The 23,638-nt window shown below is 37.5% G+C and carries 26 protein-coding genes and 1 pseudogene; 21 read left to right on the top strand and 6 right to left on the bottom strand.

Features of this window, described 5'->3' with window-relative positions:
• Positions 1-23 precede the first annotated feature (23 nt).
• Positions 24-1,118, top strand: a complete 1,095-nt coding sequence (locus tag AB9L17_RS20100) for a polysaccharide deacetylase family protein (protein WP_068985352.1) — start codon at positions 24-26, stop codon at positions 1,116-1,118.
• A gap of 337 nt (positions 1,119-1,455) precedes the next feature.
• Positions 1,456-2,619 (top strand): dicarboxylate/amino acid:cation symporter, encoded by a 1,164-nt coding sequence (locus AB9L17_RS20095; protein ID WP_068985351.1) that lies wholly within the window; start codon positions 1,456-1,458, stop codon positions 2,617-2,619.
• Here AB9L17_RS20095 and AB9L17_RS20090 read toward each other — a convergent pair.
• Positions 2,578-3,204, bottom strand: coding sequence for a hypothetical protein (locus tag AB9L17_RS20090; protein ID WP_375199686.1), 627 nt, complete (start codon positions 3,202-3,204; stop codon positions 2,578-2,580). The two genes, AB9L17_RS20095 and AB9L17_RS20090, sit on opposite strands and share 42 nt — an antisense overlap.
• A 52-nt stretch (positions 3,205-3,256) precedes the next feature.
• Complete coding sequence (locus AB9L17_RS20085; protein ID WP_375199685.1) at positions 3,257-4,159, bottom strand: LysR family transcriptional regulator; 903 nt, start codon at positions 4,157-4,159, stop codon at positions 3,257-3,259.
• A 716-nt stretch (positions 4,160-4,875) separates the two neighbouring features.
• Here AB9L17_RS20085 and sufC point away from each other — a divergent pair.
• The 15 genes from sufC (at position 4,876) to AB9L17_RS20010 (ending at position 18,293) form a co-directional block, all read left to right on the top strand.
• Positions 4,876-5,661: a Fe-S cluster assembly ATPase SufC gene (gene sufC, locus AB9L17_RS20080; protein WP_175401765.1), complete on the top strand. Its 786-nt coding sequence runs from the start codon at positions 4,876-4,878 to the stop codon at positions 5,659-5,661.
• An 18-nt stretch (positions 5,662-5,679) separates the two neighbouring features.
• The gene (gene sufD, locus AB9L17_RS20075; RefSeq protein WP_068985347.1) at positions 5,680-6,987 is read left to right on the top strand and encodes a Fe-S cluster assembly protein SufD; all 1,308 of its coding nucleotides are present in this window, start codon (positions 5,680-5,682) and stop codon (positions 6,985-6,987) included.
• The gene (locus AB9L17_RS20070) at positions 6,987-8,216 is read left to right on the top strand and encodes a cysteine desulfurase (protein ID WP_068985346.1); all 1,230 of its coding nucleotides are present in this window, start codon (positions 6,987-6,989) and stop codon (positions 8,214-8,216) included. Before sufD ends, AB9L17_RS20070 begins: the two co-directional genes overlap by 1 nt.
• On the top strand, positions 8,206-8,631 hold the full coding sequence (gene sufU, locus AB9L17_RS20065) for a Fe-S cluster assembly sulfur transfer protein SufU (protein WP_223555819.1): 426 nt from the start codon (positions 8,206-8,208) through the stop codon (positions 8,629-8,631). The genes AB9L17_RS20070 and sufU overlap by 11 nt, the downstream gene beginning before the upstream one ends.
• Positions 8,632-8,746: 115 nt before the next feature.
• The gene (gene sufB, locus AB9L17_RS20060; protein ID WP_068985344.1) at positions 8,747-10,144 is read left to right on the top strand and encodes a Fe-S cluster assembly protein SufB; all 1,398 of its coding nucleotides are present in this window, start codon (positions 8,747-8,749) and stop codon (positions 10,142-10,144) included.
• A 343-nt stretch (positions 10,145-10,487) separates the two neighbouring features.
• Positions 10,488-10,718, top strand: coding sequence for a hypothetical protein (locus tag AB9L17_RS20055; protein WP_375199684.1), 231 nt, complete (start codon positions 10,488-10,490; stop codon positions 10,716-10,718).
• 77 nt (positions 10,719-10,795) lie between these two features.
• Positions 10,796-11,653, top strand: a complete 858-nt coding sequence (locus AB9L17_RS20050; protein ID WP_375199683.1) for a DUF72 domain-containing protein — start codon at positions 10,796-10,798, stop codon at positions 11,651-11,653.
• Positions 11,653-12,480, top strand: a complete 828-nt coding sequence (locus AB9L17_RS20045; protein ID WP_068985334.1) for a sulfite exporter TauE/SafE family protein — start codon at positions 11,653-11,655, stop codon at positions 12,478-12,480. The genes AB9L17_RS20050 and AB9L17_RS20045 overlap by 1 nt, the downstream gene beginning before the upstream one ends.
• A gap of 100 nt (positions 12,481-12,580) precedes the next feature.
• Positions 12,581-13,948 carry a bifunctional metallophosphatase/5'-nucleotidase gene (locus tag AB9L17_RS20040; protein ID WP_068985333.1) on the top strand — a complete coding sequence of 456 codons (1,368 nt, stop codon included), beginning with the start codon at positions 12,581-12,583 and terminating at the stop codon, positions 13,946-13,948.
• A 35-nt stretch (positions 13,949-13,983) separates the two neighbouring features.
• A complete protein-coding gene (locus tag AB9L17_RS20035; RefSeq protein WP_068985332.1) occupies positions 13,984-15,078 on the top strand; it encodes an HD-GYP domain-containing protein in 1,095 nt (364 codons plus the stop codon).
• 35 nt (positions 15,079-15,113) lie between these two features.
• The gene (yunB, locus tag AB9L17_RS20030; protein WP_068985331.1) at positions 15,114-15,914 is read left to right on the top strand and encodes a sporulation protein YunB; all 801 of its coding nucleotides are present in this window, start codon (positions 15,114-15,116) and stop codon (positions 15,912-15,914) included.
• A 103-nt stretch (positions 15,915-16,017) separates the two neighbouring features.
• On the top strand, positions 16,018-16,941 hold the full coding sequence (gene lipA / locus AB9L17_RS20025) for a lipoyl synthase (protein ID WP_068985330.1): 924 nt from the start codon (positions 16,018-16,020) through the stop codon (positions 16,939-16,941).
• Positions 16,942-16,973: 32 nt separating this feature from the next.
• Positions 16,974-17,327, top strand: a complete 354-nt coding sequence (locus AB9L17_RS20020) for a YutD family protein (RefSeq protein WP_068985329.1) — start codon at positions 16,974-16,976, stop codon at positions 17,325-17,327.
• Positions 17,328-17,501: 174 nt separating this feature from the next.
• Entirely contained in the window at positions 17,502-18,029 is a 528-nt protein-coding gene (locus tag AB9L17_RS20015; RefSeq protein ID WP_223555814.1) for a D-glycero-alpha-D-manno-heptose-1,7-bisphosphate 7-phosphatase, read from the top strand.
• A 72-nt stretch (positions 18,030-18,101) separates the two neighbouring features.
• A complete protein-coding gene (locus AB9L17_RS20010) occupies positions 18,102-18,293 on the top strand; it encodes a hypothetical protein (protein ID WP_175401764.1) in 192 nt (63 codons plus the stop codon).
• A 172-nt stretch (positions 18,294-18,465) separates the two neighbouring features.
• Here AB9L17_RS20010 and AB9L17_RS20005 read toward each other — a convergent pair whose 3' ends face one another.
• Positions 18,466-18,732, bottom strand: a complete 267-nt coding sequence (locus AB9L17_RS20005; RefSeq protein WP_068985326.1) for a DUF3055 domain-containing protein — start codon at positions 18,730-18,732, stop codon at positions 18,466-18,468.
• Between the two features lie 88 nt (positions 18,733-18,820).
• Between AB9L17_RS20005 and AB9L17_RS20000 the strand changes: the two genes are divergently transcribed.
• Entirely contained in the window at positions 18,821-19,273 is a 453-nt protein-coding gene (locus tag AB9L17_RS20000) for a DUF86 domain-containing protein (protein ID WP_068985325.1), read from the top strand.
• Positions 19,270-20,022 carry a TIGR01457 family HAD-type hydrolase gene (locus tag AB9L17_RS19995; RefSeq protein WP_223555811.1) on the top strand — a complete coding sequence of 251 codons (753 nt, stop codon included), beginning with the start codon at positions 19,270-19,272 and terminating at the stop codon, positions 20,020-20,022. Before AB9L17_RS20000 ends, AB9L17_RS19995 begins: the two co-directional genes overlap by 4 nt.
• 177 nt (positions 20,023-20,199) lie before the next feature.
• On the opposite strand, the gene AB9L17_RS19990 is transcribed toward AB9L17_RS19995, so the two are convergent.
• Positions 20,200-20,436, bottom strand: coding sequence for a YuzB family protein (locus AB9L17_RS19990; RefSeq protein ID WP_068985323.1), 237 nt, complete (start codon positions 20,434-20,436; stop codon positions 20,200-20,202).
• A gap of 346 nt (positions 20,437-20,782) precedes the next feature.
• Between AB9L17_RS19990 and AB9L17_RS19985 the strand changes: the two genes are divergently transcribed.
• A complete protein-coding gene (locus AB9L17_RS19985; protein WP_068985322.1) occupies positions 20,783-21,847 on the top strand; it encodes an NAD(P)/FAD-dependent oxidoreductase in 1,065 nt (354 codons plus the stop codon).
• Positions 21,848-22,147: 300 nt separating this feature from the next.
• On the opposite strand, the gene AB9L17_RS19980 is transcribed toward AB9L17_RS19985, so the two are convergent.
• A complete protein-coding gene (locus AB9L17_RS19980) occupies positions 22,148-22,483 on the bottom strand; it encodes a YuzD family protein (protein ID WP_068985321.1) in 336 nt (111 codons plus the stop codon).
• A gap of 104 nt (positions 22,484-22,587) precedes the next feature.
• Between AB9L17_RS19980 and AB9L17_RS19975 the strand changes: the two are divergent.
• Positions 22,588-22,803: pseudogene (locus AB9L17_RS19975) on the top strand (NifU family protein); the annotation flags it as partial.
• A gap of 54 nt (positions 22,804-22,857) precedes the next feature.
• On the opposite strand, the gene AB9L17_RS19970 reads toward AB9L17_RS19975, so the two are convergent.
• Positions 22,858-23,550: a DUF2225 domain-containing protein gene (locus AB9L17_RS19970; RefSeq protein WP_068985320.1), complete on the bottom strand. Its 693-nt coding sequence runs from the start codon at positions 23,548-23,550 to the stop codon at positions 22,858-22,860.
• Positions 23,551-23,638 lie beyond the last annotated feature (88 nt).

Raw genomic sequence — 23,638 nt, 5'->3', positions numbered from 1 at the left:
GGTTTAAAGGAGAGAGAGAACGATTGATTCAGTGGAGAAAGCTGATCGTTGTATTAGCGATACCATTTGTGCTTTTTTGCATAAATGGTATTACTATAACAAAAGCCGAATCTTTGGTAGAGCACAAAGAAATTGCAGATTTAAATAAGGAATGGACGATTACATTTAACCATCCAATTAATAAAGAATCGATTACTAGCTCGTCAATTACGATTAAAGATGAAGCGGGAAATGATTTTCCGATTACATTAGAGATTAATAAGAATAAAGTCAAAGTGAAGCCTAAAAAACCATATGAAAACTATACGACATATACGTTAAATGTCCAAACTGATATTGAAAATGATAAATCAAAGCGTTTGAAAAATAGTTTTAAGTTGATTTTTACGACCAATTTTGCGATCGAAAGTATTAAAAAAATCACGCCTTTAAATACTTCTGATTATCATGGACAGGCACTTGTAACCCTATCCTATGACGATGGCTATCGAAATTGGTATGATAAGGCACTACCACTTCATTCGAAATATAATATGCCGGGAACTTTTAATATTATCGGTAATAAGTTGTACTCAGGTGATGAGATTTATATGACACCATCTCAAGTATGGGTTGCACATGATTTAGGTTTAGAAATTGCATCTCATACACAAAATCATCAATTCCTAACAAAAAAATCTGTGGGCGATATTCATTATGAATTTTCTGAAAGCATAAAAACAATCGAGTCTTTACTAGGTAAAGGTGTTGTTTCAACGGTTGCGATTCCTTATTCCGATTATAATGAAGAAATACGGAAAATTGCTATGCAATATTTTGACGGTATACGTGTATTAGGTAGAGAAACGAATATACCTAATAATTATGATCCGTACTGGCTAAAATCATATGCTATTACAAATACAACAGAATTTTCGGATGTGAAAAAATGGATTGATAAAGCGGTTGCTGAGAAATCTTGGGTTATTATTATGTTGCACGGTATTACAGAAGAGCGATTGGAAGAGTATGAAACAACGCCAGAAATTTTAGAACAGATTATGAAATATATTAATGGGTTAGGTAAAGATTCAATTTTACCAGTGAGTACAGAGGAAGGATTACAGCTCACTAAATAGGAAAGTGGAATCCGAAAATCAGCAGCAGTTAATGTTTTGGTTATTTGAGACTAGCGTACAACTTGAACGTAACGAATGAAGCTAATCCTGTGCTAAGCTACAAATTCTCTATGTAATAGTAGTAAATTGAAAAGGAACCTTAAAGTAGACACATTGTACTTGTCTGCTTTAAGGTTTTTTATCTTTTCTGAGAACGAGGTCGAGATTATTTTTAGATTATAAACAATAATTCTTCGATTCTGTCTATTTATCAAACGGTTTATTAGAGCAACAATTTATGATAAATTACTAATATACATTCAGGGAAGACAGTTGTTTTTGTAAGGAGGACAATCAAGTGAAACTAAAATTTGGTCTATTGGCAAAAATCATTATCGCTATTTTGTTAGCGGTAATACTTGGGAATTTCGTGTCAGAGCCATTTGTACGTATATTTGCAACATTTAATGGTTTATTCGGTAATTTTTTAAATTTTGTTGTACCACTTATTATTATTGGATTTATTGCGCCGGGTATTGCCCAGCTTGGAAAAGGCTCAGGGAAATTATTAGGGTTGGCAACATTCTTTGCTTATTTCTCAACAATACTGGCTGGTATAGTCGCCTTTTTCGTAGCGCGAAATGTATTGCCTAATTTCATTGCAAACGGTGAAATGGAAAGTATGAAAAACCCGGAGGAATTTTTAGCGCAGGCATTTTTTAAAGTTGACATGCCACCATTAATGGATGTGATGGCTGCACTAATTTTTGCGTTTATTATAGGTATTGGGATGGCTGCCATTCAAAGTGATGTTATGAAACGTGGTTTTGAAGAGTTTAATGTTATCATTGAAAAATTGATATCATTCGTTATTATTCCACTTTTACCATTCCATATTTTCGGTATCTTCTTGAACATGACATTTGGTGGTCAAGTAGCAAAAATCTTATCTGTTTTCGCAATTGTATTCGTACTAATAATTGTGATGCATTGGGTAATATTACTCGTTCAATATACAGCTGCGGGAATTTTAAATAAGAAAAACCCTCTTAAGTTACTTCGAACTATGCTTCCTGCGTATTTTACAGCATTGGGCACACAATCTTCAGCAGCGGCAATTCCAGTTACATTGCGTCAAGCACAAAAAACGGGCGCTTCAGAAAAAGTAACGAACTTTACAATCCCATTGTTTGCAACAATTCATTTATCGGGCAGTACAATTACATTAGTGACATGCTCTTTAGGTGTAATGATGATGAACGGTATGGATATAAGTTTTGCACAATATATAGGCTTTATTTTTATGTTAGGTATTACGATGGTTGCCGCACCAGGTGTCCCAGGGGGCGCTGTTATGGCAGCGATTGGTTTGCTGCAAACAATGCTCGGCTTTGATGAAACAATGGTTGCACTGATGATCGCATTGTACCTAGCGCAAGATAGCTTTGGTACAGCTACAAATGTAACTGGAGATGGTGCATTAGCCATGATTGTGGATCGTTTTAACAAAAAAACGAATTAGTACATGCTGAGTGATGGATAGAAACGTCGGAGTGGCGGATAGAAGTGCCGAGGCGACGGAAAGAAGAGCCAAAGTGACGGATGGAAACCAGAGCGACGGAAAGAAGAGCCAAGGTGACGAATGGAAAGGCGAGAGCGACGGAAAGAAGAGCTGAAGTGACGGATCGAAATGCGAGAGCGACGGAAAGAAGAGCTGAATTGACGGATCGAAATGCGAGAGCGACGGAAAGAAGAGCCAAAGCGACGGATAGAAACCAGAGCGACGGAAAGAAGAGCTGAAGTGACGGATCGAAATGCGAGAGCGACGGAAAGAAGAGCCAAAGTGACGGATGGAAACCAGAGCGACGGAAAGAAGAGCTGAATTGACGGATAGAAATACGAGAGCGACGGAAAGAAGAGCCAAGGTGACGGATGGAAGCCAGAGCGACGGAAAGAAGAGCCGAAGTGACGGATGGAAATTAAAGCGACGGAAAGAAAGGCAAGAACGACGGAAAGTAGAGCCGAAGTGACAAATGAAAATCAAAGCGACGGAAAGAAAGGCAAGAATGACGGAAAGAATCACCAAAGCGACGGATAGAACAGCCATCTGACGGAAAGAATCACATAAACCAAAAAAATCGCCGTAGCTGGCGATTTTTTTATTGGAATTGAGAAAGGCGTGAAAAGAAGTTCGTAACAAAATTTAAAAATATTTTTTCTGATGGTGCAATTTCACGATTTACGGGTGAAATGATGCCGACTGTTCTTGGAATCGTAGGTGATTTAATTGGCACCTTTACTGTGAAGCGGGCAGCTGAATCATACAGGGAGCTTTCTGGTAATAAGCTGACCCCAATACCTGCAGCGACAAGACCCTTTAGTGCATCTAAGTCCTCCCCCTCAGAGATGACGTTTGGCAAGAAGCCGGCAGCTCGACAGGCATCCATAGCCACTTTGTGTAAAATATAGCCATCTGGGAATAAGACAAATAAGTCGTTGCGTAAATCAGCGAGTTGTATACTTTCCCTTTTAGCTAATGGGTGTTTTGCTGGTAGTAAAGCGGCGATATTTTCAGTAAACAAAATTGTTGATTGAATCGCTTCATCCTTCGGTGGAAGAGGGCCTAAAAATGCTAAATTTAATTCTCGATTTTTGACTGCATCAATTAAAAAGCGATAGGAGCCTTGACGGAGCTGGAATTGCAAATTTGGATATTCACGTTTGAAGGCTGAAATAACAGTTGGCAATACATAGCTAGCCAAGCTTGTTGGGAAACCGATTTTTATCGTACCTTTAGCCGGATCTAAATATTCTTCTACTTGCTTTGCGGCAAAATCAATGGCTTTCAGAGCGGTAATTGTGTGCTCAAGGAACGTTTTTCCAATCGGTGTCAATTTAACATTTCGTCCTACCCGTTCAAAAAGTGCTGTGCCTAATTCATCTTCTAGATTAGCAATTTGTCGGCTAATTGCAGATTGAGCAACATGAAGATGTTCAGCAGCCTCAGAAATGTGTTCACGTTCAGCAACTTCAACAAAATAACGTAATTGACGTAACTCCACTAGATATTCACCTCTATTAATCGAAAAATACGATTGATTATACCTCAATTATATACTATTTAAGATGAGAAATGATTGTAAATAAAACAGATGTTTAAATCGATTAAGGCCCATCATCATAACGTGTGGTTGATTTCCGTTCCGGCTAGGCGCTTTGTCGCTGACGCTTCGCTTTCGCACAGAGTAAAGCTTCCTAGGGACGTCCGATGAGCCGTTCTACTATCGCTGATCCCAAAGGAGTCGCCCAGCCTCCACTCCAATCAACGTATATACATGGCATATGTTCTTATTACTAATGTCATCCCTGAATCTTGGTCATAAGCAGAATAAGTTTCCGATAAAATCATACTTCCTTGATTTCTTTCCCTTAATTGATTCCATTCTAATGAAAAAGGTTATAGTATAGGTATTGTTATTTATGCATAACTGTCACAAAACCGCTACAATTAACGCTTCCTGCGAGGTTTCCACTATGTTGCTAGATGAAATTCATTCTCAATTAGATCTGATTTATTGAAAATGAAGGAAGTCGATTCTCATTGTCAATAATGATTGGCAATAATCTGAAAATGCTTACAAAGTCTTTGTTTTTAAGGATTATATCAGAAGAGAATGAAAGTGATTGAAATGGTTTGCATAGAGAACGATTTTCAGTTAAGATTAGAATGATGATAATTAAGGAATGGTTCACCATTCACTGAACACACTATGGAGGTATTTTCATGTCAACTTTAGTTATTAAAGATCTTCACGTTGAAATCGACGGGAAAGAGATATTAAAAGGCGTAAACCTTACTATCAATACAAATGAAATTCACGCAATTATGGGACCAAACGGAACGGGTAAATCTACACTAGCTTCTGCAATCATGGGTCACCCTAAATATGAAGTAACTTCTGGTACAGTTGAACTTGATGGCGAAAACGTACTTGAAATGGAAGTAGACGAGCGTGCTCAGGCAGGTCTATTCCTAGCAATGCAATATCCTTCTGAAATCGCTGGTGTAACAAATGCTGATTTCTTACGTTCAGCTATTAATGCACGTCGTGAAGAAGGCGATGAAATTTCACTAATGAAATTTATCCGTGAATTAGATAAAAACATGGAATTCCTTGAAATGAATGAAGATATGGCACAACGTTATTTAAACGAAGGTTTCTCTGGCGGTGAGAAAAAACGTAACGAAATTCTTCAATTAATGATGATTAAACCAACTTTCGCGATTTTAGATGAAATTGACTCTGGTCTTGATATTGACGCACTTAAAGTTGTATCAAAAGGTATCAATGCAATGCGTGGAGAAGGCTTCGGTTGCTTAATGATCACTCACTACCAACGCCTACTTAACTACATTACACCGGACCATGTACACGTAATGATGCAAGGTCGTGTTGTTAAATCTGGTGGCGAAGAATTAGCACAACGTTTAGAAGCAGAAGGCTATGACTGGATTAAAAAAGAATTAGGTATCGAAGAAGAAACAGAAGAACAAGAAGCATAAGAGGGAGGACGAACTAGCATGACAGTGGAACTTAACTTGCCTGTAACAGTACAGGACGTGCGCTCGTTCTCAGAAGCAAATGGTGAACCGGCTTGGTTTACAGAGCTTCGCGCGGCAGCACTAGACAAAGTAACTGGTTTAGATTTGCCAAAACCAGACAGAACAAATATTACAAAATGGGATTTTGTGAATTTCCCAACTCATACAGTTGACAGTGAAGGATTCGCTTCACTTGATGTATTACCAGAAGAAGCAAAAGGCTTAATTGATTTTGAGGCACAAGAAAATCTTTATATTCAACGCAATAACACACCAGCTTTCATTAAAACATCACAGGAACTTACTGATAAAGGTGTTATTTTTACAGATATTTTAACAGCGATTCGTGAACATGATGAGCTTGTTAAAAAGTACTTTATGACAGAAGCAGTAAAAGTTGATGAGCATAAGCTAACAGCGCTTCATGCGGCACTTGTAAATGGTGGTGTGTTTGTATATGTACCGAAAAATGTAATTATCGAACAGCCGCTTCAAGTAGTATTCTTAAACGATAACGCAGAAGCTTCTTTATATAACCACGTGTTAGTTGTAGCTGAAGCAAATTCAGCTGTAACGTATGTTGAAACATATATTTCAACAGTTGAAGAAGCAAAAGGTCAAGCAAATATTATTGCAGAAGTAGTAGTGCAAGATAATGCACAAGTAACTTACGGTGCTGTTGATGTACTTGCAAAAGGATTTACTACTTATGTTAATCGTCGCGCTCGACTAGCTCGTGATGCGAAAGTAGATTGGGCTCTTGGCTTAATGAATGATTCAGATACTATTTCTGAAAATATTTCACATCTAATCGGTGACGGTTCTCATGCTGATACAAAAACAGTAGTTGTTGGTCGCGGTGAACAAAAACTTAACTTTACTACTGAAGTTCGTCACTGGGGTAAAAACTCAAACGGTCATATCTTAAAGCATGGTGTGATGAAAGACGCAGCACAATCAATCTTTAATGGTATTGGCTACATCGAACACGGTGCAACAAAAGCTGATGCACAACAAGAATCACGTGTATTAATGCTTTCTGAAAAAGCTCGTGGCGATGCAAACCCAATTCTATTAATCGATGAAGACGATGTAACAGCAGGACACGCAGCATCTGTTGGTCGAGTTGATCCACTACAACTGTACTACTTAATGAGTCGTGGTATCTCAAAAGCAGAAGCAGAGCGCCTTGTTATCCATGGATTCCTTGCGCCAGTTGTTACGCAATTACCAATCGAGGGCGTTCAAAAGCAACTGACGGAGGTTATTGAAAGGAAAGTTCGCTAATGATGAATAAAGACATTAAAAGCTATTTCCCAATTTTAAATCAGGAAGTAAACGGTCATAAGCTTGTTTACCTTGATAGTGCAGCCACTTCTCAAAAACCTATTCAAGTGATCGAAGCAATGAAGCATTATTATGAATTCGATAATTCCAATGTTCACCGTGGTGTGCATACATTAGGAAATCGTGCTACTGACAAGTATGAAGGAGCACGTGAAAAAGTTCGTAAGTTTATCAATGCTACATCGACACAAGAAATTATCTTTACTCGTGGTACTACAACCGCTTTAAATACAGTAGCAGCAAGTTATGGTCGTGCTAATGTTGCTGAGGGTGATGAAATTGTCATTACTCACATGGAGCACCACTCTAATATTATTCCTTGGCAGCAGCTAGCAAAGGAAAAAAATGCAACACTGAAATACATTGAACTTGAAGCAGATGGCACACTTAACTTGGAGAAGGTACGTGCGACTATTACGCCTAAAACAAAAATTGTGTCGGTGTCAATGGCTTCAAACGTATTAGGAACGATTAATCCAATTAAAGAAATCGCTCAAATTGCACATGCTAATGGTGCTGTAATGGTAGCTGATGGGGCACAAGCAGCACCACATATGAAAATCGATGTCCAGGATTTGGATGTAGATTTCTTAGGATTCTCAGGCCATAAAATGTGCGGACCAACAGGAATAGGTGTACTATATGGTAAAAAGGAACACCTTGAAAAGATGGAGCCAATTGAATTTGGTGGCGAAATGATTGACTTTGTTGGACTTTATGACTCGACGTGGAAAGAATTACCGTGGAAATTTGAAGGTGGAACGCCTATTATTGCAGGTGCAATAGGTTTAGGAGCCGCGATTGATTTCTTAACTGAAATAGGGCTTGATCATATTGCGGAGCATGAGCATAAGCTTGCAGGTTACGCGATGGATCAGCTTGAAACAATTGACGGACTTAAAATTTTCGGCCCGCGTGATCCAATGAAGCGTTGTGGACTTGTTACGTTTAACCTAGACGATGTACATCCACATGATGTGGCAACGGTTCTTGATATGAGCGGTATTGCTGTTCGTGCAGGACATCATTGCGCTCAGCCATTAATGAAATGTCTTCAACAAGTAGCGACAGCGCGTGCAAGTTTCTATCTGTATAACACAGAGGAAGATATTGACCGCCTAGTTACAGGGTTACGTTCTGCGAAGGAGTATTTTGGCGATGTCTTTTAATAATTTAGATCAACTATATCGTTCAGTCATTATGGATCATTATAAAAATCCTCGTAATAAAGGATCGATTGAAGAAGATGCTGTAACGATTGATATGAACAATCCAACTTGTGGTGACCGTATTCACTTAACGCTTAAAGTGACTGACGGTGTTGTAGAGGATGCGAAATTTGACGGTGAAGGCTGTTCAATTTCGATGTCGTCTGCATCAATGATGACACAACTTATCAAAGGGAAAAAGGTTGAGGAAGTATTAGACCTTGCTGATATCTTTTCTAAAATGATGATGGGTGAAGACTATAGCGACAAATATGACCTTGAGGATGTTGAAGCACTACAAGGTGTTTCACAATTCCCTGCACGTATTAAATGTGCGACGTTAGCTTGGAAAGCGATGGAAAAAGGCGTAAAGTAATAATTTTATCCCAATAAACACTTGAATAAAAGCAATAATACATGTTTTCATTCAGGACGAGGGGTTTCGTTTTAGACTAGATAAATAACAATAATTCATGAACGGAGGAGAAACAATGGCTAAAAAAATGCCTGATATTGGCGATTACAAATACGGTTTCCATGACAAGGACGTATCAATTTTCCGTTCAAAACGTGGTTTAACTGAAGAAATCGTCCGTGAAATTTCAACTATGAAACAAGAGCCTGAGTGGATGCTTGAGTACCGCTTAAAAGCACTTGAAACTTTCTATACAAAACCAATGCCGCAATGGGGTGGCGACCTAGGAGACTTAGATTTTGATGAAATTACGTACTACGTAAAACCATCAGAAGCTACACAAAAATCTTGGGATGAAGTACCTGATGAAATCAAAGCTACTTTCGATAAATTAGGTATTCCAGAAGCAGAACAAAAATATCTTGCTGGTGTATCTGCTCAGTACGAATCTGAGGTAGTGTATCACAACATGAAACAAGATCTTGAAGACCTTGGTATTGTGTTCAAAGATACAGACTCAGCTTTACGTGAAAACGAAGATATTTTCAAACAGTACTGGGGTAAAGTGATTCCTTACACTGACAACAAATTCGCTGCATTAAACTCAGCTGTTTGGTCAGGTGGATCATTCATCTATGTACCACCAGGTGTAAAAGTGGAAACACCGTTACAAGCTTACTTCCGTATTAACTCTGAAAACATGGGTCAATTCGAACGTACGCTAATTATCGTAGACGAAGGTGCTCACGTACACTACGTTGAAGGTTGTACAGCTCCTGTTTACACAACAAACTCTTTACACTCAGCAGTAGTAGAAATTGTTGTACGTAAAGACGCATACTGCCGTTATACAACGATTCAAAACTGGGCGAACAACGTTTACAACCTAGTAACAAAGCGTACAGTTGTTGAAGAAAACGGTACGATGGAATGGATCGATGGTAACATCGGTTCTAAGTTAACAATGAAATATCCAGCTTGTATCCTTAAAGGTGAAGGCGCTCGTGGTATGACATTATCAATCGCGCTAGCAGGTAAAGGGCAACACCAACATGCGGGTGCGAAAATGATTCATATGGCACCAAACACATCTTCAACAATCGTATCGAAATCGATTGCAAAACAAGGTGGTAAAGTAACATATATGGGTCAAGTTCGTTTCGGTCCTAAAGCAAGTGGTGCACGTGCGAACATTGAATGTGACACGTTAATCATGGATAACCAATCTACTTCAGATACAATTCCTTACAACGAAATCTTAAATGATAATGTTTCTTTAGAGCATGAAGCGAAAGTTTCAAAAGTATCAGAGGAACAATTATTCTACTTAATGTCTCGTGGTATTTCTGAAGAAGAAGCGACAGAAATGATCGTAATGGGCTTCATTGAACCATTCACAAAAGAATTACCAATGGAATACGCAGTAGAAATGAACCGTCTGATCAAGTTTGAAATGGAAGGTTCAATCGGATAAAACTTCAAAATCCCGTCACAGCAATGTTTGTGACGGGTTTTTTTTATGTCTATTTAGGGGGAATATCCTTAACGGATTTAAAAAAACAAGAATTGATGCTAGGATTACAATTCAATAAATGGTACTGTCAACTTCACCTTACGCTGTGATTCTCCTTTTGCATATGTCATCTCATGGTTGACTGTTCGGTGTGAAAAATCATTTTCGATAGTCGAACTAAGATTTTAGAAGCCATCCAGCTACATCTTATAAAATAATTTGTTTTAAGTATAGACCAAAAGTCTTTAACAGTTTTGGTCTATATTTATGTACTTATGGTGATAAATATTGGAACCCCTTTTAAGTGAACACGATTCATCCTGCTGCTGCCGCTACGTTAGCACTACGCTTTCACGCAAAAACCATCTGTTGCCCCAAGCGGCTCATCAGACGCCCCCAGGAACTCTGCTCTGCGCGAAAAGCGAAGCGACAGCAACAAATGTTTTCTGTGCGAAAGCGAAGCGACAGCAACAGATGTTTTATCTGTGCGAAAGCGAAGCGACAGCAACAAATGTTTTATTTCCCTTTTTTATGAGCTATGTTTTTTTATGATACGTTCATATTTCGTTAGAAAGTGTGTGCTATGATAATGTACATAGAGGAGGGAGTCACATGATTCGAGTTGGATTAACTGGTTGGGGTGATCATCCTTCACTTTATAGTGGAGTGACTGCCTCAAAGGAAAAATTATTCGATTATACAGGTCATTTTTTAGCGGTAGAAGTAGATACTTCTTTTTATGCCATACCTTCGATAGAGAATGTTCAGAAATGGTGTGTGGATACGCCAGAAAATTTTCGTTTTGTTGTGAAGGCCTATCAAGGGATGACTGGTCATTTACGTGGGGACATACCATTTGAATCGAAGAATGACATGTTTAATGCCTTTATCGAATGTGCTAATGAATTTAAACGTCATGGGAAGCTAGCGATGATACTTGCACAATTTCCACCTTGGTTTGATTGTCAGGCAAAAAATGTCCAATATCTTTTGTATATTAGGAAGCAGCTCGAAGGTTTTGACGTAGCTATAGAGTTTCGCAATCGGACGTGGTATGCGGACAATGTAGCGCAGCAAACGATGGATTTTTTACGAGAGCATCAATTTATTCACACGATTTGTGATGAACCACAGGCTGGCGTAGGCTCTGTACCATTTTATCCTACTGTTACTGCGACAAAGGCACTTGTACGTATTCATGGACGTAACATTCATGGGTGGCGTAATACTGGTAATGCCGAAAATTGGCGCAAGGTTCGTTTTTTATATGATTATAATAGTGAAGAATTACAGCAGCTTGGTCAGCATGTGAAACGTCTCCAATCAGAGGTACAGGATCTGTATGTATTATTCAATAATAACTCAGGGCTTCATGCTGCTAAAAATGCAAAGGAGTTACAAGGGATTTTAGCGATTAAAGATGTAGGGTTAGCGCCTAAGCAATTAAACATGTTTGAAGGGGAACTATAATGGAATTTATTCTTTTAGCTATTATTGCATTATTTTCAGGGTTAATTGGCTCATTAGTTGGGCTTGGTGGAGGAATTATCTTAGTTCCAGCAACATTATACATTGGATTAAATCTAGGGATGATGCCAGATATAACTCCCCAAAAAGTGGTTGGTTTATCTGTTGTTATGATGATTTTCACTGGACTTGCCTCAACGTTAAGCTTTATGAAATCTAAAACAGTTGATTATAAAAGCGGTTCTATATTTTTCATAGGGAGTATTCCTGGGACAATGCTGGGCGCATGGGTAAATAAGGGATTAGATCTACCATCTTTTAATTTATATTTTGGTATTTTATTGATCATTTTAGCGACGATATTACTTGTACGTGATCGATTGAAACCTGTAAAATGGTTTGTAAAAAATGGTGTGCAACAGGAATTCACGGATAATGAAGGAAATACCTTTGTATACGGCTATCCAATTTGGTTTGCCATTATATTAACATTTGGCATAGGCTTTGCCTCTGGATTATTTGGGATCGGTGGAGGCTCAATGATGGTGCCTGCTATGATTATTTTATTTTTATTCCCACCACATGTTGCAGTGGCAACATCGATGTTTATGGTCTTTCTTTCGTCGCTTGTTAACTCAGCGAGTCATATTTATTTAGGGCATGTACCATGGCTCTATACAATACCAGTTATTCCAGGGGCTTATATTGGGGCAAAGCTTGGGGCAGCATTAAACAAAAGAATTAAATCGGATACTCTTGTAGTAGCACTTCGAGTTATTTTGTTGTTATTAGGAATTCGTTCTATTATCGAGGGTTTATTGTCAACTTGATTGGAAGTGTCTAGAAAACGACTTTATACAGACATTAAGGTCTGATGAGTTATAGCACTTATACAGAAACAGAAGCTATTTTAAAGATGAGGTGGCTTTCATGCAGGAAAAAATTCATATTTTTCATACGAATGATTTGCACAGTCATTTTAAGTATTGGCCACGAATGCAAAGCTATGTGAAAGAGATGCGTATCGGGCTTACAAACCTGGGGGAAACAAGCTATTTATTTGATGTCGGAGATCATTTAGATCGGTCAAATATTTATACAGAAGCAACAGTCGGTAAGGGCAATGTGATGTTATTAAATGAAGCTGGCTATGACGTAGTGACAATTGGTAATAATGAAGGTATAACATTGTCCCATGAGGAGCTATATCATCTGTATGATGAAGCAGCTTTTGATGTTGTCGTTGCTAATGTGTATGCCTCACAAGGAACAAATCCAGCGTGGATGAAGCCGTATATTGTATTAACAACTGCTCATGGTACAAAGCTAGCAGTTATTGCAGCCACTGCTATGTTTGAAATTTATTATAAGGAATTAAACTGGGAGATGAATGAGGCACGAAGTACACTCATTCACTTAGCACTGCAGCTCCGTAAAGAAGTAGATATTATTGTTTGTCTGTCACATTTAGGGATAACAGAGGATGAGCTTTTAGCGGAGGAATGCCCAGAAATTGATGTAATATTCGGCTCACATACACATCATGTTCTCCCGAATGGAAAACTAGTGAATGGCGTTTTATTAACAGGTGGCGGTAAATTTGGACAATATACTGGTCATCTTGTTGTAGAATTTGATAAAAAAATGAGGAAGATTGTTGAAAAAAAGGATATATTAATTCATAATAAGGACTTGCCAACTGTTCAATACGAAAAAAATATTGTACAGTCTTTAGAGGAAGAAGGTAAACGATTACTTGATATTCCAGTATTCACCACGAAAAAATCGTATAACAAGGAATGGTTCCATTATTCGCAATTATCCGATTTGTTTGCGCAGGCCATTTTAGAAAAAAGTGGAGCGGACTGTGCGTTATTTAATGCGGGTATTTTTTTAGATGGTTTACCTAAAGGAACAGTGACTGCACTAGATTTGCATCGAATTTTCCCTCATCCTATAAATTTATGTACGATTGAATTATCAGTTGCTGAAATGAAAGAGATTTTTCAGGAATCTAAAAATGAAGAGTGGCCCTATATTGAGCTCAAAGGATTAGGGTTTAGAGGCGTTATCTTTGGAAAGATGCTGACTTATGGCTTTTCAATGAATGAAGATCGTCAATTACTTATCAATGGTAAGGTTGCAGATAACGATCGAATTTACAAATTAGTAACGCTGGATTTGTTTACGTTCGGTTATTTTTATCCAAGCTTTAAATATGCGAAGAAGAAATATATTTTACCAGAATTTTTACGAAATATTATGATAGATTATGGGCAAAGATTCTTTAAGCAATAGATAAAGATGCTTTAGAATGGAATGGGGAAGAGGTCATGCGTTTAATTTCAATCGATGCAGTAAAAGAAGGAATGCTATTAGGGAGAACCATTTGGAATGAGGCAGGACACCCTCTTTTAAAGAAAGACGTTGTCATTAATGCACGTATTATTCAAAGACTACAACAATTAAATACACATTATGTATATATAAATGATGAAATTTCTGAAGGTATTGAGGTAAAGGAAACCGTTCCAACTGTTATTCGAAATAAAGCAATTTCAACCATTAAAGAGTCTTTCCAATCAATCAATGGTTTAAATTCAGTAAATGCCTCTTATGTACTTGACAAGCAATCAAAAGCAATTATTTCAATTGTAGATGAGTTATTGTCTGCAATTAGTAGTAATGATGAAATTCTAACAATCCTAACAGATGCTTATTTATTTGATGAATATTTATATCAACACTCCTTTCAAGTCACTCTTTATTCGATAGCAATTGCTAAAGAGCTTGGATATTCAGTTGAGGATTTACGTTTGATTGGGATTGGCGCTTTGTTACATGATGTAGGGAAGCTGATGGTACCAAAAGAGATCCTAACTAAACCAGGGCGACTAACGAATGAGGAATTTGAAACGATGAAGCAGCATACTCGATATGGCTTTGATTTGTTACGTAATTTACATTCCATATCATTGCTTGTCGCACACTGTGCCTTCCAACATCATGAACGAATTGATGGGAGTGGCTATCCACGGGGCTTAGTTGATTTTGAAATCCATCCGTTTGCAAAAATTATTGGTGTAGCAGACGTCTTTGATGCGGTGACTACCAGTCGTGTATATCGTGAAAAAATGCTACCTTCTCAGGGCCTAGCAATTGTAGAAGCCGGCTCTGGAACTATATACGATGCACGTATTGTGCAAGCATTGAAAAAGTCTGTTGTCCATTATCCAAACGGTGTTATTTTGAAATTATCGGATGGGAGTCGAGGTATTGTATCTAGACAAAATCCATCTTGTGCAGCATTACCATGGATTCGTATTTTTGAGAAGCAAAATCAAGTATTGTCGGCTACATATGAAATTAATTTAATGGACTACCCATCCGTAACAATTGAAAGTGTTGAAGCGGATTATATACCATAGAAAATCGAATAAACATCTCCTCTTGTTCATACGTTATGGAACAGGAGGAGATTTTTTTGTTTTTCCCTCGAAAAAGGATGAAATTACGATCATATAGCAATTCTGGAAACTATCGAAAAAAGGGAAGTCGTTTAAATCGTTTAACCCTATTAATTGTATGTGTGATTGTTGGTGTTTTTTTATTTATTTATCTTCTGAATGAAAGGCTTATGCCAACCTATTTAGAATATGCGGAAGCACAAACGAACAAGATTGCCTCTTATGTTGTCAGTAATGCCACATCCAATGTTTTAGATATTGATGATATTCTTGTAGAAGTATCCCCTGGTGATAACTCTAATTTGAAATTTAATACAGAAATGATTAATCGAGTTCGTGCCGAAACAGTAAAGCAAGTAAAGATGAATTTAGAACAGGCTGAGCAAGGGGAGTTATCGCATTTACCAAATCTTGATAACATAGAATATGATTACAACAAGATAAAAGAGAAAGAAGGAATTGTTTTTTATGTACCTCTCAGCCAGGCGGCCAATATCCCTTTACTCGGGAATTTAGGACCTAAAATTCCAGTACGCTTCCATGTGATGGGTAATGTGCATAGTGATGTTACTTCTTCAATAGAGGAATATGGTATTAATAGTGCGTTTGTGAAGGTAGGAATTCATTTAGAGGTAAATGTACAAATTATTGTCCCTTTTGCTAGTAAAACCGCTATAGTTTCCCAGGATATTCCGGTAGCAATGGGCATAGTGAAGGGCCATGTGCCAAATGTTTATTCAAATGGTGATGGAGCAACACAGCCGTCAATTGAAGTCCCTCTTACTAAAGACAAATAGAAAAGTTACTGTGATAGTTGTTGGAGTTCATATATTATGTTACATTGACAAGAGTGAAGATAGTTTTATAAAAATGCATATTTTTGATAGGGGCGATATTCGTATGACATCTTGTAAACCTACAAGCAAAGAAAGAGAAGAACATTTAAGAAAACCTGATTGGTTAAAAATAAAGCTTAACACAAATGATGAATATAAAGGGCTAAAGAAGCTCATGCGTGAAAAAAATCTGCATACAGTTTGTGAAGAAGCACGCTGTCCTAATATTCATGAATGCTGGGGTGAACGACGTACAGCAACAATGATGATTCTTGGGTCGGTTTGTACACGTGCTTGCCGTTTCTGTGCTGTTAAAACAGGTTTACCAAATGAGTTAGACTTAGCAGAGCCAGAACGCGTAGCAGATTCAGTAGCTATTATGAACTTAAAGCACGTTGTTATTACAATGGTAGCGCGTGATGACTTAAAGGATGGCGGTGCACAAGTATTAGCTGAAACAGTGCGTGCGATTCGTCGTAAAAGTCCGCTTACATCTGTTGAAGTATTACCATCTGATTTAGGTGGCTTGGAAGAAAATCTTCAAATTTTAATGGATTCGAAGCCAGATATTTTAAATCATAATATTGAAACAGTGCGTCGCTTAACGCCAAGAGTACGTGCACGTGCAAAATACGAGCGTTCATTAGAGTTTCTGCGTTTAGCAAAAGAAATGCAACCAGATATCCCTACGAAGTCATCTTTAATGATTGGCTTAGGGGAAACAGAGGAAGAAATTATAGAAGTTATGGACGATCTACGAGCAAATGACGTAGATATTATGACAATTGGCCAATACTTACAACCAACGAAAAAACATTTACCTGTCAAAAAGTATTATTCTCCAATAGAGTTTGGTAAACTGCGTAAAATAGCGATGGAAAAAGGTTTCAAGCATTGTGAAGCAGGTCCACTTGTACGTAGTAGCTATCATGCTGATGAACAAGTTAACGAAGCAACAAAAGCACGTCAGTTACATGCAGAACTGTAAAAACATATGTTGAAATAGAAGGTGGTGTCCCTTTGATTAATATTGAAGGATATGAATACGAGCTTATTGAAGATTACCGAGAAGCTTTTCAAGAAGAAGTGTTCAAGGAACGATACTCAGATATTTTAGCCAGATATGATTATATTGTGGGCGACTGGGGCTATAATCAATTACGCTTAAAAGGCTTTTTTGACGATAAAAACCAGAAAGCTACGTTCGATACAAAAATTAGTACACTTCAAGATTACTTATATGAGTATTGTAATTTTGGCTGTGCATTTTTCGTATTGCGCAAATCCGGTAAGTCTATTCAACAGCCAGAAGTTGTAGTGAGTGAAGCGAGCGAAGTGACAAAGCCTGTTGAGAATGAACGACTAGCAGAATAAACTTTTAAAGCCTGATGTAATTTGCATCAGGTTTTTATTTTGTAGTGATAGGTTTTTTTAAAATTGGGAATAATAATAACGTAGTTCATCAACCACATGTTATGGTGATGAGCCTGCATTTTTTGACTTTTATACTAACCTACTTATTTTATATTAAAGGTGTGTGTTGTTTAGATGAAAAAAGCTGTATTTTTGGACCGTGATGGGGTCATCAATGAAGTCTTAACGAATCGCGTTAAATTTGTGAATAAGCCTAAGGAACTTTATTTCCTGCCGCGTGTTCCGGAAGCTATAAAAAAATTAAATAAATACTTTGACTATATATTTGTGGTAACCAATCAAGGTGGGGTTGGATTAGGGTATATGAAAGAAATGCAGCTTCAAAAAATACATGAGCACATGATGAAGGAATTGAAGAAGGAAGGGGCTATTATTCATGAAGTCGTATATTGTCCCCATAAACCAAAGTCGGGCTGTGCCTGCCGTAAGCCCAATAGTAAATTAATCGTTGATCTGGGTGAAAAGTATAATATTAATTTAACACAATCCTATATGGTGGGAGATACGGATACAGATATTATAGCAGGTAAAAGAGCAGGGACTAAGGGAGTATTCTTAGGTGAGAAAGATCCACTTGCTGATGCCGTTTTTCCAGATTTAATAAGTGCTGCTGATTGGATTATTAAGGATGCAACAGCATAATTCGATGTAGCAAAGCATCATCCAAGATACGTATAAATCCATTAAAAAAGGATAATTTATTTATTGGAGGTGATGAATTTGACTAAAGAAAAACGCAATAAAAAACCGTTAGACCGAGAAGAATATGGTTATGGCTTTGATATTAGTGTAGATGATTTAGCTGTCATTGGACAAAATCAACAAGCGAAAAAGCAAAATGATAATGAAAATAAAGACAAGCCTCACAATAAGGATAATCCTGCAATTGTAAATAATAATGAATAGAACAGCCCGATAGATGCTCTCCATTTAGCTGTAAATTTGAGATATTTACAAAAAAATTTCGTTTACCTTCTGCCGAACGGTGCACAAAGCTACCATATGCTTGCAGAAAGAGCGGAATTTTTTTGTATTGAATCTTTTATGGAAGCATAAAAAAAACACCCAATCAAGGGTGTTAGTTCAATAATTCACGTAAATATTCACGTAGTTCTACTGTATCTTCTTCTGTACGATTGTAAACATGTTCTAGGTAGCCCGGCTCTTCTACATCATCTGGCCCTATTATAGCAAAGCGTCCAAATTGGATATCCATGACAAGCACTTTACCAAAGAAGCGACCTGATTGCAAAATGGCTAAATCATAACGTAACTTATTTCCAGCAAAACTAACAAAGCGTGTTTTCGTATCCTCTACATCATCATATAAAAAAAAGCGTTCCATCTTTTAATCTCCTTCCAGTCCTATAGATATGGTACTATAGAAGAGAAATGACTATCAACTTTTAAAGATTTGAATGGGGGCTATCCTTGTGTATTTTGTAGATCGTAATAAAATCACAAAAAATTTACAGTACTTAGATGGACTATTAGCTATTTTAGAGTCAGAAGATAACTGGCTAGAAAACGATATTAAGAAATTAGCAATCGAGCGAATTGGTCACAATGTGATGGAGTCGATGATGGACGTAGGAAATTTAATGATTGACGGTTTCATTATGCGTGATCCAGGAAGCTATGAGGATATTATTGATATTTTAATCGATGAAAAAGTCGTGTCATCTGAAATGGAAACACCGTTAAAAGCAGTTGTTGGCTTACGTAAAATGCTTGTTCGTGAGTTTATAGAAGTAGATATTCAAGAAGTCGTAAATGTGTTAACAGCGAGTCTACCTACCTTAAAGCAATTCTCACCAGCTGTGAATAGCTATTTAACAAATGAACTAGGCCCTGTTTCAGCATTTTTGCCAGAGGATCATCAATGAAAACGTACAAGGCATATTGCTTTGATTTAGATGGTACAGTCTACCGTGGAAAGGAAGCTATTCCTTCTGCGATTACTTTTATTCATCGTTTACAACAAGCAGGAATTGAGCCATTTTACGTAACAAACAATTCTTCTAAAACAAGAGAGCAGCTGCAGGAAGCTTTAAGCGCTATTGGTGTGGAAGCACCGTTAGAGCATATTTACTCTAGTGCATTAGTTACAGCGAAATATGTAGCGTTGAATTTCCCAGGCAAAAAAGTGGCCATGTTAGGTTCTGATGGTATACGAAAAGCGTTATTTAATGAAGGCATTGAACCTATCGAGGAAGAGCCTGAAGTATTTGTCATGGGGATTGACCGAAATCTAGATTATATGGCACTTGCAAAGGCGACGATTGCCGTGCAAAATGGAGCTGCGTTTATCGCAACGAATCAAGATATTAAATTTCCGACAGAATATGGATTTCTCCCGGGGAATGGGTCCTTCGCTCGATTAGTAGGTGAGGTTGCAGATGTTGAGCCCATCTACATCGGTAAGCCATCACCTGCAATGCTTGAAGTCATTGCGACAGAGCATAGCTTTGCAAAAGATGAGATGGTGATGATTGGCGATAATTATGACACAGATATAATGTGTGGCATTCGTTTTGGCTGTGACACAATCCATGTTAATACAGGTGTTACCCCAACAAAGGTTGTGCTAGAAAAAGAGCAGCAGCCTACTTATGTAGTGGAAGCTTTAGTTTAATTTCTTTCAGCAGGTGTTTGGACACCTGCTGAAAGAAGTTAAAGCCTCCGGACGCAATTATGCCGAGGCATAATTGATTAGTCTATTGGGACTAAACATAAAAAAAGGATGTTATGTCGAATTTTTTGGCATAACATCCTTTTCATATGTTCAAATTTATAAGTAGAAGGTTTTGCATTACCATAAAGGGTTATCTTCGATAAATTGATAAATAGCATTCGTCAACTCTTCAGGAGAATCTGCCTCAACTAATTCACCATTGACGATTGCGTAAAATGATTCTGAACACTTTGTACAGTAACTGAGGCAGCCATATTCCAAAACGTCAATGTTAGGATCGCGCTCTAGTATTTCAAAAGTTTTTTGAGAGCCATTTGCCAAATTACTTATACAAAATTCAACCATTGGATTCATACATGTCACCTCACCAAAGTAATGCTACTCGCTTTTAAAACATTCGTCAATGATTTAAATTTATCATGAATAACAGCAAATACTAAGTGCTAAATTAGGACGTAAACAAAAATTAGCTACAGAGACAAGTGATTTGTGCAAGAATAAAGTAACAGTAAACAATATATTTGGCGTATTTTAAGTAGTAAATGATGCAAAAATCGTTAGAAAAGAGCAAGTTATCAGTCATTTTGTGAAATCTTTCACAAAATTGCATTCTGATATTGTGAAACTTCTCACAATCGGTTATACTCATTTGTGGATACTTTGTGAACAATTATTACAAGAGATATAAAAGGAGACTATTATGGGTAAATTAGTACTTTTAGGTGGCGGCTACGGCAATATGCGTCTTATGCTTCGATTATTACCAAACATTCCATTAGACACAGAAGTTGTGCTAGTAGACAGAGCCCCTTTCCATAGTTTAAAAACAGAATTTTACGCATTAGCAGCAGGGACTGCAACAGATAAAGAAATTCGTGTAGATTTCCCAGAGCATGAACGTTTATCGGCTGTCTATGGAGAAGTCGTTGAAATTAATCGTGCGGAAAAAGTAGTCATTCTAGAAGATGGTCAACGTATTGAATATGATGATTTAGTAATTGGTCTTGGCTGTGAGGATAAATATCATGGTGTACCAGGTGCAGAGGAGTACACATATAGCATTCAGACAATGGCGAAATCACGTTCAACATTCCAATCACTTTGTGGTTTACCAGCAGGCTCTACAGTCGGAATTGTAGGTGCTGGCTTAAGTGGTATTGAGCTTGCAAGTGAGCTACGTGAAAGTCGATCAGATTTAAAAATAAAGCTATTCGACCGTGGTCCTCGTATTTTGAAGGACTTCCCAGAAAAGTTAAGTAAATACGTGAAAGACTGGTTTGTGAAACATAATGTTGAAGTCATTGCCAATTCAAATATTACAAAAATTGAGCAAGGTAAAATTTACAATCACGAAGAAGAAATTGCACTCGATACTGTAGTTTGGACTGCTGGTGTACAGCCTGTCAAAATTGTTCGCGATTTGGAAGTTGAAAAAGATAAACAAGGTCGTCCACTTGTAACACAATATTTCAATCTTCTTGATGATGAGCATGTATATGTTGTAGGTGACTGCGCTGCTTCAGATTTACCTCCAACTGCTCAGTTAGCTGAGGAGCAAGCAGAACAAATCGTCAAAGTCCTTCGCATGCGTTGGAAAGGCGAAAACTTACCTGAGAAAATGCCTGACATTAAATTAAAAGGTTTCATGGGAGCCCTTGGTAAAAAACAAGGCTTTGTTTATTTAGCAGATACAACAGTAACAGGACGTATTGCTCGCTTGATGAAATCAGGATTATTATGGTATTACAAACGTCAAAATGATTAATTAGATGGATCTTCGTTGAGCCTTATAAAAAGGGATTGTTTCGAAATAAATTTCGAAGCAATCCCTTACTTTTTATCCTGTATTAACGGGCAGTAATTTATCTGTACCGAAAGCAAAGATCTCACTTCAAAATTCATCGAAAGCTAAGAAATTAGGCGGAAGATGAACAGCCCGTAAAGGCCCGATTGGTTAGGAGCAACAGGATGTTGGTCACACAAGGGTTTTCACAGGATGTGAAGGTTTTAGCTTGTGTTCATTTATCCAGTGGGGATAAAGAACCCCATTAATTAAAATTTCACTTTATACAGTTTCGTCTGGCGTGAAGCCTAAGTTTTCAAGTGTTGTGAATACAGGTTTTAACTGCACATAGCCTTCCCCTACGACTTCATCATTTATAAGAACAAGAGGATAGAAAAATTCATCTTCCTGAATACGTGTAGCATAGTCTTGATCGCGCTCATTCTCAATTGGTCCTTCTATATCGATATAGCGAATATCATATGCTTGGTTTGGATATTTTCGATCTATGGCCGCTTGTAGCCACTCATATGTATCCTTTGAAGATGGTGCATTGACACAGCTCGCGCAAATTACTGCTGTTCCATAAATTTCAATCATCGGTTTCGTTTGTCCCATAGTATTTCCTCTCCTTGTGATTCTATATTGGATTTTTTCTGTTGCTAACATTATAATCATTATAAGGAAAGGAGTCGAGACAAATGGCTGAAGCAACAATTAACGACCAAGTTCAAGAAGTATTAGATAAATTACGCCCATTCTTACTACGTGACGGTGGAGACTGTGAATTAGTAGATGTAGAAGACGGCATTGTAAAATTACGTTTATTAGGTGCATGTGGCAGTTGCCCAAGTTCAACAATTACACTGAAAGCTGGTATCGAACGTGCATTATTAGAAGAAGTACCAGGTATAATTGAAGTTGAGCAAGTATTCTAATCGATTGATTATAAAAAAGTTCTAGCTGATTTCTCAGACTAGAACTTTTTTTTCTTATATTTGGCGAGCGTGTTCTTTTTCCTCGCGAATAATTGCCCATTGTTCTTTAGCCATATCAATTATTTTTGCTTCTCCGCCATGACTTTGCTTTTCAATAACTTTTGAAAAGAAGCGTGTCGCATTTTCTAAATCACCGATACGTCGTGATAATTCGGCAATCATATACATAATTCGTACGTCTGACATTTGAGTTGAGCTATAATCCTCAGTCGAATAAGAATCCATATAGTAATCTCTAGCCATTGTCATAAAGCGTTGTTCTTGACCTTCGTTTTTAAGTGAACGATATAACCAGGCAAGACGTAAGGTAAGTCCTGCTATTGCGACAAATTTTTCTTTTTTTATTGTAGCGCAAAGAAATGCTAATTTATAAGCTTGTATCGCTTGGAATACAGTGCGCTCTCCTTTAAAATCATGATGAACCCATTTTTCAGTAATGTGCGCGCGAATTTCATCCTGTGTGCCAGGCGCAAAATATTTTGTAAAGTCTTCTGTAAATGAAAAGCCGCAATGCTCACAAACAAATACATTATAATAAAGGGCATTTACACCGTCTGCATAGATAGGGTGAAAATCTGTTTCTGTATGATCTACTTTTATGAATTTAGAGCGTACTTTTAATGTTGGAAATTCTTTTTGACAATTATGACATTGAATTTTTTTTTCGTAATAAGGTGAAATCTCCATATTTTATACCTCTTTCATTGACTTAGTATAACTATTATACCAATGTAGTTTTTATAAACATGAATAAAAAATACCTATAATGTGAAAA

The organism is Lysinibacillus sp. RS11, assembly GCF_042019215.1.
GTDB classification, from domain to species: Bacteria; Bacillota; Bacilli; order Bacillales_A; family Planococcaceae; genus Lysinibacillus; species Lysinibacillus xylanilyticus_A.
The sequence above is the reverse complement of the archived record's forward strand: the minus strand, read 5'-3'. Positions and strand labels throughout refer to the sequence as shown.

What these genes read in the sequence shown, in the direction of transcription:
- AB9L17_RS20090 (WP_375199686.1), bottom strand. Translation starts at nt 3,204, where the DNA reads ATGGCTGTTCTATCCGTCGCTTTGGTGATTCTTTCCGTCATTCTTGCC.
- sufD (WP_068985347.1), top strand. Translation starts at nt 5,680, where the DNA reads ATGACAGTGGAACTTAACTTGCCTGTAACAGTACAGGACGTGCGCTCG.
- AB9L17_RS20070 (WP_068985346.1), top strand. Translation starts at nt 6,987, where the DNA reads ATGATGAATAAAGACATTAAAAGCTATTTCCCAATTTTAAATCAGGAA.
- sufU (WP_223555819.1), top strand. Translation starts at nt 8,206, where the DNA reads ATGTCTTTTAATAATTTAGATCAACTATATCGTTCAGTCATTATGGAT.
- sufB (WP_068985344.1), top strand. Translation starts at nt 8,747, where the DNA reads ATGGCTAAAAAAATGCCTGATATTGGCGATTACAAATACGGTTTCCAT.
- AB9L17_RS20050 (WP_375199683.1), top strand. Translation starts at nt 10,796, where the DNA reads ATGATTCGAGTTGGATTAACTGGTTGGGGTGATCATCCTTCACTTTAT.
- AB9L17_RS20045 (WP_068985334.1), top strand. Translation starts at nt 11,653, where the DNA reads ATGGAATTTATTCTTTTAGCTATTATTGCATTATTTTCAGGGTTAATT.
- AB9L17_RS20040 (WP_068985333.1), top strand. Translation starts at nt 12,581, where the DNA reads ATGCAGGAAAAAATTCATATTTTTCATACGAATGATTTGCACAGTCAT.
- AB9L17_RS20035 (WP_068985332.1), top strand. Translation starts at nt 13,984, where the DNA reads ATGCGTTTAATTTCAATCGATGCAGTAAAAGAAGGAATGCTATTAGGG.
- yunB (WP_068985331.1), top strand. Translation starts at nt 15,114, where the DNA reads ATGGAACAGGAGGAGATTTTTTTGTTTTTCCCTCGAAAAAGGATGAAA.
- lipA (WP_068985330.1), top strand. Translation starts at nt 16,018, where the DNA reads ATGACATCTTGTAAACCTACAAGCAAAGAAAGAGAAGAACATTTAAGA.
- AB9L17_RS20015 (WP_223555814.1), top strand. Translation starts at nt 17,502, where the DNA reads ATGAAAAAAGCTGTATTTTTGGACCGTGATGGGGTCATCAATGAAGTC.
- AB9L17_RS20010 (WP_175401764.1), top strand. Translation starts at nt 18,102, where the DNA reads ATGAATTTGACTAAAGAAAAACGCAATAAAAAACCGTTAGACCGAGAA.
- AB9L17_RS20005 (WP_068985326.1), bottom strand. Translation starts at nt 18,732, where the DNA reads ATGGAACGCTTTTTTTTATATGATGATGTAGAGGATACGAAAACACGC.
- AB9L17_RS19995 (WP_223555811.1), top strand. Translation starts at nt 19,270, where the DNA reads ATGAAAACGTACAAGGCATATTGCTTTGATTTAGATGGTACAGTCTAC.
- AB9L17_RS19990 (WP_068985323.1), bottom strand. Translation starts at nt 20,436, where the DNA reads ATGAATCCAATGGTTGAATTTTGTATAAGTAATTTGGCAAATGGCTCT.
- AB9L17_RS19985 (WP_068985322.1), top strand. Translation starts at nt 20,783, where the DNA reads ATGGGTAAATTAGTACTTTTAGGTGGCGGCTACGGCAATATGCGTCTT.
- AB9L17_RS19980 (WP_068985321.1), bottom strand. Translation starts at nt 22,483, where the DNA reads ATGGGACAAACGAAACCGATGATTGAAATTTATGGAACAGCAGTAATT.
- AB9L17_RS19970 (WP_068985320.1), bottom strand. Translation starts at nt 23,550, where the DNA reads ATGGAGATTTCACCTTATTACGAAAAAAAAATTCAATGTCATAATTGT.